Genomic DNA, 13687 nt, shown 5'->3' on the forward strand with positions numbered 1-13687 from the left:
TGAATATTTTTCGTGATATATGTCATACCACTGCCATTCTGGGCACTTTCGAGGGTTGCCCCCGCGTTGCGATATGTCTTAACCCTCGGAAACTTGTACAAGTCAGAATTGTGTCATCAACGCTTAGGAGTTTCCGCTCTTCATACCCATGATTTCTTTATGAAGAAAACTGGATCAGTGGCAGCATTTCCGCTTGCATAGCATTCTCCCTTGTACTGGGCTTATCCGCTTGCAGCGCTGAGAGCAAACAAGGGCACTCCCCCGACACTCCATCATCTCCGGAAAACTCGGCCACTGAAACTTCAGCTTAGGATGACCCCTTCTATAGTGATTCCTCGGAGAATCCAGCTTCTGACTTTAATGACCCCTTTGCGACCTATTCATTCGAGAACTCCGGTTCGGATTCTGTAGACGATTCTGCTGATCTACTGCAAGAGGACGACAACAGGGTCGAAACTCACAACGTCGGAGACGTAATCAAATCGCCGTCAGCCGACATCACCGTCGTGGCCGACTGCTACCTCGCAGGCGTCTCCACCAGATGGCTGGATAAACTCGTCAAAACCCTCGGCATTGACTCCCTGTCGAAGTCGCAGGTTTCACGCATGGCCACCGAGCTCGACGAGCACGTAGACCAGTTCCGTCACGAACCCCTTGATGAGGCCGGTCCCTTCACCTTCGTTGCTGCTGATGCGCTATCCATTAATGTCCGTGAGGGCGGACGGGTGATCAACGCGGTCGCCCTCATCGCCACCGGTGTTAATGCTGACGGCCGTAGGAAAGTCCTCGGCCTACGGGCCCAACCAGTAAGGCTGGGGCAGCGCGGACCAGCTTCTTAGCCGACCTCGTCGCGCGCGGCCTGACCGGTGTGCGTTTAGTGACTTCTGATGCTCACCCGGGCCTGGTCGAGGCGGTCGCGGCAAACCCGCCTGGAGCTTCGTGGCAGCGGTGCCGCACGCATTACGCGGCGAACCTCATGAGTGTGCGCCCCAAGAGCTACTGGCCGGCAGTCAAAGCGATGCTGCACTCGGTCTACGAGCAGCCCGAGGAGGCCAGTGTTCATGCCCAGTTCGACCGGCTCTTGGACTACGTTAGCGACAAGCTGTCTGCTGCTCATGATCATCTGGATGCCGCACGTGCCAGTTATCCTTGCCTTCACTGGCTTTCCAATCGCGGTGTGGGCCCAGATCTGGTCCAACAACCCCAACGAACGCCTCAACCGTGAGATCCGGCGTCGTACCGATTCGGTGGGGATCTTCCCCAACCGCGATGCGATCATTCGCCTTGTCGGCGCAGTCCTTGCAGAGCAGACTGATGAATGGGCCGAAGGCCGACGCTACCTCAGCCTCGATTTCCTCACCCGAAGCCGCTTCCAAGCCGTAGATAATTCCAGGATCGAAGTCAGCGACGAATACACACACACGAACTCAGCGCTGACCACCCCCTGCGTGTGCCCGTCTCGAAGACCGCTGGTCTGATCAGCGCTGGTCTGTTTACGGTCCTGCTGATGGGGCTTCCCCTGCTGGCCGGCATGGCTGCGAACCCGTGGGTTGCAACTGCCGAGGCGTTCTACAGGTCTGGCGCGCTGGTTTTCGGGGGTGGGCATGTGGTGCTGCCGATGCTGCAGGGAGAGCCCGCAATTGCCGAGGCGGTAAGCCAAGATCAGTACCTTGCTGGCTATGGGGCGGCGCAGGCAGTTCCCGGTCCGCTGTTCACATTCGTGGCATTTTTGGGGTTCAACATGGAAGCCGGGGCCTAGGCGTGGCTCAGCTCCGCACTTGCGCTGATTGCTGTTTTCCTCCCCGGAGTGCTGCTGGTGGTCGCCGCGCTGCCGTTCTGGGCTGCGGTACAGACAAGCCCGCTGGCCCGCTCTAGTGTCGCGGGGGCGAACGCCGCTGTTGTCGGGATCCTCGCAGGCGCTCCCATCACCCCGGTTGTCACTTCAGCTATTACGGGGCTCGCTCCCCTGCTGATTGCATTGGCTTGTTTGGCACTGCTCATGCTGGCTAAGTGGCCGGCGTGGGCTGTTGTTGCTGATCGGCGCAGTGACAGGGCTCGCAGCACACCTCATTGGGGCGTAGGTGGGCGGCTTTCGAACGGTTGTGTCAGTGCTGCTGAATACACTTTCTTCGAACAGCGAGAGGAGCACGGCATGAACACGATAACTGTCGAACTGTCCGATGAAGACGCAGCCCTTGTTCGCAAGCATGCCGACTTTGAAGGCGTCACGATTTCTGACTTCGCCCGGTCAGCGATCTTGGATAAAATCGAAGACTCCTGCGACCTACAAGAACTCCGCGAAGCAATTGCGGAGGAAGGGAACAATGACTGCACTCACGACTGAGCGGCTGATACTTCGCCCGCCCCAGGATGGAGATGAAGACGCCGTCTTCACTATCCATTCGGACCCAAGGACCTACCAGCATCGCCCTGAACTGGCGATGAAGAATCGCGAAGAAGCCTCCGAGCTGCTGGCCGCATGGCAGCGCAACTGGTCAGAGGACGGAATCGGCTACTTTGTCGTCACCCGCGATTCAGCCGACATCATCGGCTTCACCGGCCTGCGCTTCTCAGAAGAACAGGGCGAACAGGTGCTCAACCTCTACTACCGTTTTGCGCCCGAATCCCAAGGAAAGGGATACGCGGCCGAGGCCGCGGCCGCCGCCAGCGACTGGGCACGGCAGATGCACCCCGAGCGTCCAATTGTGGCGATCATCGATCCAAGCAACGCCCCGTCTGCCAAGCTGGCTGAAAAGCTCGGTCTACACTTGGAAACTGCAGACCATGAACAAGGCCACCTGTACCGGCTTTGAGCACAACCCCTTGCAGGGCTTAGGCGTACTGGAACGCTGGCCGACGGCTGTTGAATAGCGCCAAATAAAAAGTCTCGGGACACCGCATAAGCGATGTCCCGAGACTTATCAGAGTGGAGGCGGCGAGAATCGAACTCGCGTCCGATGTGGTGTTGCCAGGACTTCTCCGGGCGCAGCACTGATTCAGGGCTTCTCAGTCCCAGAGACCATCACCAGTGCAAGTGGTCTGTGGTTACCCTGTGGACTCAGCCGCTAGAAGTTGTCGCGAGCACGCTCACGGCAAGCGTGCTCACCAGTGGCTATCTAGCTGACGTCAGAAAACCGGGGCGATAGCAACCCCGGGCTGACGGACTCGGTCACTGCAATTAGGCAGCGAGAGCGAAGTCAGTGCGCTTAGATTCGGCACTTATTGTTTTGCAGAGAACGTTAACGAGATGACTCTACATTCTCGGCCCGCTTCCCCTGTCGCGACTCACATCGTCGAAACCAAGTCGCCCCCATATTCAATTACCCCACCTACACAACCAACACCACACACAAAACTCGCGCGCCTGTCGGATGCCTCAGCGGGCTGAACAATGCACTCACCGCGATGAGTGCAGGAATCTATACTACACGATGCTTCGCTACGCGACACCCGCGCGGCGGTTCCGTGCACGCAACGCGCGCAGCGCCTCACGGTTGTCCTGCTTCTCCTTCAAGGCGTGGCGTTTATCCCACTCCTTCTTACCGCGCACCAAAGCGATCTCTAACTTGGCGCGGCCTTCCTTGAAATACAGGCTCAGCGGCACAATCGTCAGTCCCGCCTCGTCCACGCGGCGCTCGAGCTTGACAAGCTCCTTACGATGCAACAACAACTTCCTGCGCCGCCTCGCAGCATGATTAGTCCAGGAACCATTCAAGTACTCCGGGATATAGAGCAACTCAGCCCACAACTCACCCCGGTAAAAGGTGCAGAAACCCTCCGCGAGAGACGCCTTCCCCTCACGCAAAGACTTCACCTCAGTACCCGTCAAAACCATCCCGGCTTCATAGGTATCCAGGATCTCGTAATCATGCCGCGCCTTACGGTTGGTCGCGACCACGTGATTACGTTGATCTTTAGTCTTCTTCTTATTCGCCATGATTGATCAAGCTTAGCGAATCCCGCACCCCACCGCTGACACGGCGGTGCTCCCCGGCCAATCGCTCACCCCACAAGCCGGGGCGTAGCTAGCCTGCTACCAGAGCAAGCCGGCTGGGTTGCGGTGCTGGCCATCGACCACCGTCTCAAAGTGCAAGTGGCAGCCCGTCGAGTTACCCGTGGTTCCAACGTAGCCGATCACCTGGCCCTGCTTGACCTGCTGCCCCACCCGAACCGCTGTGCGGGTCATGTGGTTGTAGTTGGTCGTCAACGCATGCCCGCGCACGATGTTGTGGTCAACAGACACGGTGATGCCGTGGCTGCCGTTCCAGCCTTCCTGCATGACGCGGCCGGAAGCCGAAGCAACAATTGGCGAGCCGCACGCTGAACCCCAGTCGATACCTGCGTGCAGGTAGCCTCCCAAGCCACCATAATCAATGGTCCCGGCAGGGGTTGGCCGCCATCCGAAACCTGAGGTGATCGGTCCACTCGCAGGCACTATGAGGCCCCAGGTTCCCTTCGAAACGGTCTTGGACGGCTTCGTGTTAGTTGTAGCAACCGTCGCCTTCTTTTGCGCGGCTTGAGCCTTAGCGCGCAACGCGGCAGCGTTCTTAGCCCGGCGCCGCTCTGCAGCAGCTGCCTCACGCTTAGCCCTCTCAGCGGCCTCTCGCGCCTTCCGGGCCCGCTCCTCCGCTTCACGCTTCAAACGTTCCTGGCGTTCCTTGATCGCTTGGTTGATCTTCTGCTGTTCAGCCTTCTGATCTTCAAGCTGCTGATGCGCTTTGGACTTCGCGTCCTCAAGTTCGCTCTGCGCGCTCTCCGTATCAGCCAGCAGCTTCTCCAGATCAGCCTTCGCCGCATCGGCGGCTTCACGCGCCTGTGTCTGACGCACGAGCGCGGCATCCGCTTGCTTCTTCAAACCAGCGATCTCATCTTCAACGGCACTCAAACGGGCGGTAGCGTTCCGCTGCTCCGCGCCGCGGCCCAGAAGTTCGTTGAGTTCACGGTTCTGGGCCCGAGCCAAACGCGAGGAAACCTCAACCGAGTTCGCCCACTTATTCAAATCATTGCCGCGCACCAACAACCCAAAATCGGAGCCCTCAAGCCCACCGGACTGATACGCGCGCGCCGCAAGCTGGCCGGTGAGCTTGCGCTGTTCATCGGTCATGGCCTTGGTCTTCTCCTGGGCCTCAACCATTTCCGCACGGGATTTCTCCGCGGCCGCTAAACGCCCCTGGAGCTGCTGGACTTCCGAACGGGCAGCGGATTCGGCCGCCTCAGCGTCCTGCACCGCCTGTTCAGCCGAAGGAAGCCTGTCCTGGAACTTCCGCAGCTTCTCCCCGTTCTTCTGCAGCATCGCATTGACACTCTCGAGGTCCTTCTCGGTACCTGCGATCTGTTTCTCGATGCGGTCCTTACGGTCATCAAGCTTGTCAGCGTTAGCCGGCACAATACCCAGCGATACCGTCAGGCCAGCCACCACACCAGCCGAAATCACCGCGGCGAGCTTGCCGCGGCCAGTCAGAGAAGCATCATGTTTCATAAGAGCTAACGTCCTTCCATAAAATGCCCCACTCGGAGAAGACATTCACCTTGTACGCAACGGCGCCAACAGAAATGGTTTCTGCGTGCACCCGAACTAGACCTTCAAATAACGGCGCAGCGTTATGAGCGAACTCAAGCCGGCCAATACAACACCAATCAGAATCAACAGTGGCGCAAGCCAGAGCATCACGGAGGCGTCAATGAACGCGATCGTCGGATTAGCCACGGCCAACCGGTCCTGGATCACAAACTGGACAACCGCCCACAGAACCCCCGACGCCAAGAGGCCACCGAGCGCTGCCGCGATCATGCCTTCAAGCACAAACGGCAACTGAATCAGCGTCTTCGAGGCACCCACCAGGCGCATAATCCCGGTCTCACGGCGGCGCGTGAAGGCCGAGAGACGAATGGTTGTAGCGATCAGCAGCACCGCAGTCACGATCATCACGATCGCAATCACGATCGCCACGATCGATGCCCCATTCATCAAAGAGAACACGCGTTCAAGGATCTGGCGTTGATCAGCAACCGAATCCACGCCGGCAACCGTGGAGAACCTCTCGTTGATGACCTCGTACTTCTCAGGGTCCGTCAACTTGATCCGGTACGAACTCGGCAGCTGATCCGCTGTCACGTTCTCTGCCAGCGCGGTGCCGTCGTATTGCTCCCTGAAGTGCTTGAGAGCCTCGTCCTGAGACTCGAAATAGAACTCATCAACATACGGCTTCATGTCCGGCGACTTCAGGATCTCTTCGATGCTTTCCTTCTGAGCATCCGTCACCGAGGCAACATTGCCATCGCCATCCACCACGCAGTTACGCGAATCGGAAGAGGAGTTACACAGGTAAACCGCTACCTGCACTTTGTCGTACCAGTAGCCCTTCATCTTCGAGACCTGGGACTGCAACAGAATCGCAGACCCCACAAACGTCAACGAAACCAAGGTCACCAGAACAACCGAGACGATCATCGTCACGTTGCGACGAAGACCAGAGAAAATCTCACCGAGAACGAAAGACAACCTCACAGCTCGTCCTCCTCAGAATCAAACGGCGCGAACGCCTGCGATGCTTGAGACGGGATCGCGGGCACGTCATCGCCCTTCGCGTGGTACACGCCGCCGTGCTCGTCGCGGATCACTTCCCCATTGGATAGCTCAATCACGCGCTTACGCATACGGTTGACGATCTCGTCATCGTGGGTAGCCATCACCACTGTGGTGCCGTTCTGGTTGATCTTGTCCAAAATATCCACGATGCCGCGGCTGGTTTCCGGGTCGAGGTTACCCGTGGGCTCATCAGCCAGAAGGATCGCAGGGCGGTTCACCACGGCGCGTGCAATCGCCACGCGCTGCTGTTCACCACCCGAAAGCTCATGCGGCAGACGGCTCCCCTTGCCATCAAGGCCCACCATCTTCAAGACCTCAGGGACCGTCTGGCGGATCATGGCGCGGGAACGGCCAATCACCTGCATCGCGAACGCGACATTCTGAAACACCGTCTTATTCGGCAACAGCCTGAAGTCCTGGAACACCACGCCAATATTGCGGCGTAGCTTAGGCACCTTCCACTGTGGGAGGCGATCAACATTGACACCAGCAACGTGAACAGACCCGCGGGTTGTGCGCTCTTCACGCATCACCAAACGGATAAACGTCGATTTACCGGAACCCGATGCGCCCACCAGAAACGCGAAATCGCCGCGATCGATCTCCAGATCGACATCACGCAACGCCGGGTTATCAGGCGCGTCATAGACCTTAGTCACATGGTCAAAACGAATCATTAAAGGCTCGCAACCGGAACCGGCCGTCGGCGCACGGCCCTCATGGTCCGGCGATGGGTCGGGGAAGCTCACGCCGAGTTTCAATCATAGATCCAAACTGTAACCATTTTGTGACCCACTCAGGCGTGTTGAGCTGGAACCTAGCTCATTCACACCAGAAATACAGCTTTGATGTGACCCGTCAGAACTTCACTGCACTGTTAGAGCTTCACCGCGTTTCCAAAACTTCAGCGTGCCTCTAGAAGTTCACCGTGCGTTGCTTGCCGGGTTCAGCGGCTGGCGCCTGGGTCATCGTCATCTTGTTGAAGTCGGGGCGTGCATTCTCACGCACACACGTCGCGATCGCCTTGACCGCGGGCTTCGGCGCGGTCGTGACCACGCGAATCAACTGTTCCCGGCCTTCGTATTCTGGTTCTTCAACCGTGCCTAAGCCTCGCCATGCCAGATGCCCGCGCAACGCGTCAACGACCTGTGCGCCACGGGTCTTCTCTCGCACGCCCGGCTGCGCGGCTTTCAGTGGGAAGCGCACCACAATATAGAACTGCTCAGACTCCGGGATTTCGCGGTAACCGTCTTCGGCGCACTGCTGCGCGAACGCCGCCAGCAGCCGCTCTCCTTCTTCAGGCTCCACACTGTCCTGAACGATCGGGGTGTCCGATTCAAAACCGACCTTGCCTGCGTTCACCACAAACTGGCCTGTTTCTTCATCCCACCAGGCCTCACGGAACAGCTGCGGTCCGGACTCTGGAATGTTATAAGCGCGAATGATCGGCATGCTTCTCCTCGTTGCCCTAAGCCTTGACCATGGCCCGCCCTTGCGAGAACCGTTCCTCAACACGTCCATCAAACGGAGCCAGCTTCTGTCCCACTTGCTCCAGGAGCCCGGAGGCCTCACGTGACATCGCCGCAATCAAGTGCCGCGGATAGCCCATGCTCACCTGGTGCTCGGCGAACTCGTCTTCGTCATCAAGATACACGCCAGTCGTAGTGCGGTCGATGACATCCAAATCCATGTCAATCGAGTTGACTTCCCAGCCGCCATCACTCAAGCGACGCCATCCGATCCCCGTGGACACATCGATATACAGCTTCAAGCCACGACGATGCCCGCCCGGGTAGAAGGTCGCGACCCACTCACCGGAGCTTGGAACCAAAACCACGGCATCCTCGTGTGCGAAGAACGCGACCCCGGGCCTGGACACAAAAATCCCGTGGGGCTGATACACCCACACACCATGCTCATCCTGGCCTAAGCACATTCCATACGTGACCCAATGCGGGGAACCATCGAATTTCCACGCACGCGTCACAATAGGTTCGCCCACAACAACGTCTTCCGGGTTGCGGGCTAAACCTTCCGGGATGCCCGCCTTCACTCGCGCCGCCCGCGGTCCACGGCGGTAGCCTCAGCCTCCGCCGTGCTAGCTTCCGCAGCGTCGGCTTCGCGTGCTCGAGGCACCCGCTCGCCACGCATGGATTCCAGGACCTGGTTCACCACGCCATCGACCGTGATACCCGCGTCGGCGAGTATCTGCTCCCGGGTTCCGTGCGCCAAGAACTGATCCGGCACACCCACCTCGTTCAAGCCAGTATCCACGCCCACAGCGCGCATCTCTTGCCGGTAGCGTGAACCCACGCCACCGGCTCGGATACCGTCCTCAAGCGTGACCACCAAGCGATGCTCAGCCGCCAAGTCGGCGATGCTACGGGCGAACGGAAGCACCCAGCGCGGGTCCACCACCGTCGCGCCAACCCCGTGCTCACGCAACCGTTGCGCGACCTCGACCGCCATGGGAGCCAACGCACCGATACCAACCAACAGCACATCGCGCTGGCCCTCAGCCGGCTCAACCAAAACATCCACGCCGTCTTCGGTGCGGCGCACCGGCGTCAGCTCCTCAGTCACTGCACCCTTAGCGAAACGCACCACACTCGGAGCGTTCTGCACCGCGACCGCTTCCCGCAACTGCTCACGCAGACTCGAAGCATCCCGCGGGGCGGCAAGCCGCAATCCCGGGATCGACTGAACCAACGCCATATCCCACACGCCGTGGTGGCTCGCCCCATCAGGGCCCGTGACACCCGAACGATCCAGCGTGATCGTGACACCCGCCTGATGCAAAGCGACATCCATCAGCAACTGGTCATACGCCCGGTTCATGAACGTCGAATACAACGCGACCACCGGATGCGCCCCACCGAACGCAAGGCCAGCGGCACTAGCGATCGCGTGCTGCTCGGCGATGCCTACGTCGATGACCCGCTCAGGGAACTCTTGCTTCATAGCGGTCAAACCAACCGGCTGAAGCATCGCCGCAGTGATCGCCACGATGTCCTCACGCTCTCGAGCAAGCGCGAGCATCTCAGAGCCGAACACATCCGTGAAGCTCTGCGCGTCAGACTTCTTGACCGGAAGACCCGTCTCTGGGTCGATCACCCCGACAGTGTGGAACTGATCCGCCTCATCCTCACGGGCCGGTGCATAGCCGCGGCCCTTCTGTGTCAGCGCATGCACCAGAACCGGGCCGTTGAACGCCCGGGCGGCCTTCAACGCGTCTTCAAGATCCTCAATCGAGTGCCCGTCGACCGGGCCAATGTACTTCAAACCGAGGTCAGCGAACATCGGCTGCGCTGCCCAATAGTCCTTGAAAGACTCCTTGATCGCATGCAGAGACTTATAGGTTCCTCGCTGGAACGCGTTGCCGTGCTTGAGTTTCTCCTTCAAGAACCGCATGGTCTGCACATACTTGCGTGAGACCCGCACCTGGTCGATCTTCTTACGCACCTGAGCGGTCACGCCATCCATAGTCTTAGCGAGCCCACCCACCGTCGGTGCATACGAGCGGCCGTTATCGTTGACCACGATGATCGCCTTCCGGTGCTCATCGCCTGCGATGTTGTTGAGCGCTTCCCACGCCATACCGCCAGTCAACGCACCGTCACCAATCACACCCACAGTCCAGCGGTCGTCTTGACCCGCCAGTACTCTGGCACGGGAGATTCCATCAACCCACGAAAGCGAGCTTGAGGCGTGGGAGGATTCCACCACATCGTGCTCAGATTCCTCACGCGAAGGATAGCCAGACAAACCACCTTTTTGGCGTAGCTGATCAAAATCCTGGCGGCCCGTGAGCAACTTATGGACATAGCTTTGATGCCCCGTATCGAACACGAGGGTGTCTTTCGGGGACTCGAAAACGCGGTGTAGCGCCATCGTCAATTCGACAACGCCAAGGTTAGGGCCTAGATGTCCACCGGTTTTTGCTACGTGCGTGATGAGGAACTGCCGAATCTGTTCCGCGACATCAATCAGCTCTTCCCGATCCAAGGCTCGCAGATCTTCAGGCGAGGTGATGCTGCTGAGGTGTGGCACCCGGCTCGTCCTCCACTTCTGTTGTCTAAATTGCCGCAAGCCGAAAACCGGCAAGGCAAGCGGCGCGGCTGAGAGGCATCCGTACTAGTTTAGCCCGCCGGTAGCTTGAATATGACTGCCAAATGAACACAGCGCTTAAACGCGGGGATGGCCCAAGCACGTAGCTTGGGCCATCCCACTGCTATGCGTCGCTACCTATGAGCGTCGCTACCTATGAGCGGTACCGGCTCTATGGTGGCGGGCGCACTTGCTTTAGCTCGCCACCACGCCAGCCAGTTGTGCCCTCAAGTGAGTTACTTGTTGGCGGCGATGTTGCGCAGAACGTACTGCAGGATACCGCCGTTACGGTAGTAGTCAGCTTCACCTGGGGTGTCGATGCGCACCACTGCATCGAAGGTGGTTTCCTTACCGTCTTCACCGGTAGCGGTGACCTTGACGGTCTTAGGTGTGGAGCCGTTGTTGAGCTCACTGATGCCCTCGATTGCGAAGGTCTCGGTGCCGGTGAGGCCCAACGATTCAGCGGACTCGCCTTCAGGGAACTGAAGCGGCAGAACACCCATACCGATCAGGTTGGAGCGGTGGATGCGCTCGTAGGAGACGGCGATGACTGCCTTGACACCCAGAAGGGCGGTACCCTTCGCAGCCCAGTCACGGGACGAACCGGAACCGTATTCGGCGCCAGCCAGAACAACGAGCGGGGTGCCCTGCTCCTTGTAGTTCATAGCCGCGTCGTACACGGTGGACTGTGGGCCGTCAGCCTGGGTGAAGTCGCGGGTGAAGCCACCTTCGACGTTATCCAGCAGCTGGTTACGCAGGCGAATGTTCGCAAACGTACCGCGAATCATGACCTCGTGGTTACCGCGGCGGGAACCGTAGGAGTTGAAGTCCTTACGTTCAACACCGTTCTCCAGCAGGTACTTACCGGCTGGGGTGTCAGACTTGAAGGAACCTGCAGGCGAAATGTGGTCGGTCGTGACCGAATCACCGAGCTTGAGCAGAACGCGTGCGCCCTCGATATCTTCAACTGGCTCTGGCTTCTCGCCCATGCCTTCGAAGTAAGGAGGCTTACGTACATAGGTGGACTCTGCGTCCCACTCGAAGGTGTTGCCTTCAGGGGTGTCCAGGGACTTCCAGCGCTCGTCGCCGTCGAAGACGGATGCATAGTCCTTCTTGAACATGTCCGAGTCGATCGACTCAGAGATGACCTTCTCAACCTCGGTTGGGTTAGGCCAGATGTCCTTCAGGAAGACGTCGTTGCCGTCTTTGTCCTGGCCCAGGGCTTCGTTCTCAAAGTCGAAGTCCATGGTGCCTGCCAACGCGTAAGCGATCACCAGCGGCGGGGACGCCAGGTAGTTCATCTTCACGTCAGGGTTGATACGGCCTTCGAAGTTACGGTTACCGGAAAGAACCGAAACCGCGGTGAGGTCGTTGTCCTGAACAGCCTTGGAGATCTCTGCCTCGAGCGGGCCGGAGTTACCGATGCAGGTCGTGCAACCGTAGCCGACCACGAAGAAGCCGAGCTTCTCGAGGTACGGGATCAGGCCGGACTTCTCGTAGTAGTTGGTGACAACCTTGGAGCCTGGAGCCACGGACGTCTTGACCCATGGCTTGGAGGTCAGGCCCTTCTCTACCGCGTTGCGTGCCAGCAGCGCTGCCGCGAGCATCACGGATGGGTTGGAGGTGTTGGTGCAGGACGTGATCGAGGCGATCGAGACGAAACCGTGGTCGAGGGTGAACTCGCGGCCGTCGTCCATCTTCACATCCACTGCTGCCGATGGGCGGCCCTTGCCAGCCTGATCGTGGCCATCGGAGTAGTTCTCGATGTCCTTGCGGAACTGCTCCTTCGCGTTCGTCAGCTCGATGCGGTCCTGTGGGCGCTTCGGGCCAGCGATGGACGGAACAACGGTCGAGAGGTCAAGTTCGAGGTACTCGGAGTACTCCGCCTCGTTCTCTGGGTCATGCCACAGACCCTGCTCCTTGGCATAAGCCTCAACCAGGTCGATGTTCTCCTGTGGGCGGCCGGTCAGGCGGAGGTAGTCCAGGGTGACTTCGTCGATCGGGAACATCGCCGCGGTCGAACCGAACTCTGGCGACATGTTACCGATGGTCGCGCGGTTAGCCAGCGGAACAGCGGAAACACCCTTGCCGTAGAACTCAACGAACTTACCCACAACACCGTGCTTACGCAGCATCTCGGTGATGGTGAGCACCACGTCGGTAGCGGTCGCGCCAGCTGGGATCTCGCCCGAGAGTTTGAAACCAACAACGCGTGGGATGAGCATCGAGACCGGCTGGCCGAGCATCGCGGCCTCAGCCTCAATACCGCCAACGCCCCAACCCAGAACACCCAGGCCGTTGACCATGGTGGTGTGGGAGTCAGTACCAACACACGTGTCTGGGTATGCGCGGACAACGCCGTCAACCTCACGGGTCATGACGGTGCGTGCCAAGTATTCGATGTTGACCTGGTGGACAATACCGGTGCCTGGAGGGACAACCTTGAAATCATCGAACGCGGTCTGGCCCCAGCGCAGGAACTGGTAGCGCTCGCCGTTGCGTTCGTATTCGATCTCCATGTTGCGCTCGAGCGCGGCTTCGTTACCGAACTTGTCGATCTGCACGGAGTGGTCGATAACCAGCTCTGCCGGTGCGAGAGGGTTGACTCGCTTGGCGTCCCCACCCAGGTCCTGGATGGCTTCACGCATGGTTGCCAGGTCCACGATGCACGGGACACCGGTGAAGTCCTGCATGATGACGCGGGCTGGGGTGAACTGGATCTCCGTGTTTGGCTGTGCCTTTGGATCCCAGTTGCCAAGGGCCTCGATGTGCTCCTTGGTGATGTTCGCGCCGTCTTCGGTACGCAGCAGGTTCTCAAGCAGGACCTTGAGGCTGAATGGAAGACGCTCAGAGCCCTTTACGGCATCCAGGCGAAAAATTTCGTATTCGGTGCCCTTGACGTTGAGTACGTCCTTGGCGCCGAAGCTGTCCACGGTTGTCATGGATCTCCTCTCGCAAGTGATCTGTCATGAGCGGCGGCGCTGGTGTTGG

At 59.1% G+C, this 13687-nt stretch carries 10 protein-coding genes, 1 other RNA gene and 2 pseudogenes; 4 read left to right on the forward strand and 9 right to left on the reverse strand.

Going from position 1 to position 13687, the window contains the following annotated elements:
• Positions 1 to 479: 479 nt before the first annotated feature.
• From HMPREF3160_RS03360 to HMPREF3160_RS03375, 4 genes and pseudogenes are all read left to right on the forward strand, one after another.
• Positions 480 to 1478: pseudogene (locus tag HMPREF3160_RS03360) on the forward strand (IS256 family transposase); the annotation flags it as partial.
• 140 nt (positions 1479 to 1618) lie between these two features.
• Positions 1619 to 1972 (forward strand): annotated as a pseudogene (locus HMPREF3160_RS10135) (chromate transporter); the annotation flags it as partial.
• A gap of 180 nt (positions 1973 to 2152) precedes the next feature.
• A complete protein-coding gene (gene relB / locus HMPREF3160_RS10140; RefSeq protein ID WP_035754725.1) occupies positions 2153 to 2344 on the forward strand; it encodes a type II toxin-antitoxin system RelB family antitoxin in 192 nt (63 codons plus the stop codon).
• Positions 2325 to 2813 carry a GNAT family N-acetyltransferase gene (locus HMPREF3160_RS03375; RefSeq protein ID WP_035754547.1) on the forward strand — a complete coding sequence of 163 codons (489 nt, stop codon included), beginning with the start codon at positions 2325 to 2327 and terminating at the stop codon, positions 2811 to 2813. The genes relB and HMPREF3160_RS03375 overlap by 20 nt, the downstream gene beginning before the upstream one ends.
• A 111-nt stretch (positions 2814 to 2924) precedes the next feature.
• Here HMPREF3160_RS03375 and ssrA read toward each other — a convergent pair.
• From ssrA to acnA, 9 genes are all read right to left on the reverse strand, one after another.
• Positions 2925 to 3312, reverse strand: a transfer-messenger RNA (tmRNA) gene (gene ssrA, locus HMPREF3160_RS03380).
• Positions 3313 to 3439: 127 nt separating this feature from the next.
• Positions 3440 to 3937: an SsrA-binding protein SmpB gene (gene smpB, locus HMPREF3160_RS03385; RefSeq protein ID WP_035754546.1), complete on the reverse strand. Its 498-nt coding sequence runs from the start codon at positions 3935 to 3937 to the stop codon at positions 3440 to 3442.
• A 96-nt stretch (positions 3938 to 4033) separates the two neighbouring features.
• Positions 4034 to 5479, reverse strand: coding sequence for a M23 family metallopeptidase (locus tag HMPREF3160_RS03390; protein WP_035754544.1), 1446 nt, complete (start codon positions 5477 to 5479; stop codon positions 4034 to 4036).
• 96 nt (positions 5480 to 5575) lie between these two features.
• Entirely contained in the window at positions 5576 to 6508 is a 933-nt protein-coding gene (gene ftsX, locus HMPREF3160_RS03395; RefSeq protein WP_035754542.1) for a permease-like cell division protein FtsX, read from the reverse strand.
• On the reverse strand, positions 6505 to 7266 hold the full coding sequence (gene ftsE, locus HMPREF3160_RS03400; RefSeq protein ID WP_035754651.1) for a cell division ATP-binding protein FtsE: 762 nt from the start codon (positions 7264 to 7266) through the stop codon (positions 6505 to 6507). Before ftsE ends, ftsX begins: the two co-directional genes overlap by 4 nt.
• Before the next feature lie 238 nt (positions 7267 to 7504).
• On the reverse strand, positions 7505 to 8041 hold the full coding sequence (locus HMPREF3160_RS03405) for a hypothetical protein (RefSeq protein WP_070507075.1): 537 nt from the start codon (positions 8039 to 8041) through the stop codon (positions 7505 to 7507).
• A gap of 16 nt (positions 8042 to 8057) precedes the next feature.
• On the reverse strand, positions 8058 to 8642 hold the full coding sequence (locus HMPREF3160_RS03410; protein WP_052048232.1) for a DUF402 domain-containing protein: 585 nt from the start codon (positions 8640 to 8642) through the stop codon (positions 8058 to 8060).
• Entirely contained in the window at positions 8639 to 10639 is a 2001-nt protein-coding gene (gene dxs, locus HMPREF3160_RS03415; protein ID WP_035754537.1) for a 1-deoxy-D-xylulose-5-phosphate synthase, read from the reverse strand. The genes HMPREF3160_RS03410 and dxs overlap by 4 nt, the downstream gene beginning before the upstream one ends.
• A gap of 293 nt (positions 10640 to 10932) precedes the next feature.
• Positions 10933 to 13638 (reverse strand): aconitate hydratase AcnA, encoded by a 2706-nt coding sequence (acnA, locus tag HMPREF3160_RS03420; protein WP_070490464.1) that lies wholly within the window; start codon positions 13636 to 13638, stop codon positions 10933 to 10935.
• Between the last annotated feature and the right edge of the window lie 49 nt (positions 13639 to 13687).

Origin of the sequence: Arthrobacter sp. HMSC06H05 (assembly GCF_001807395.1) — a bacterium.
Lineage (GTDB): Bacteria > Actinomycetota > Actinomycetes > Actinomycetales > Micrococcaceae > Pseudoglutamicibacter > Pseudoglutamicibacter albus.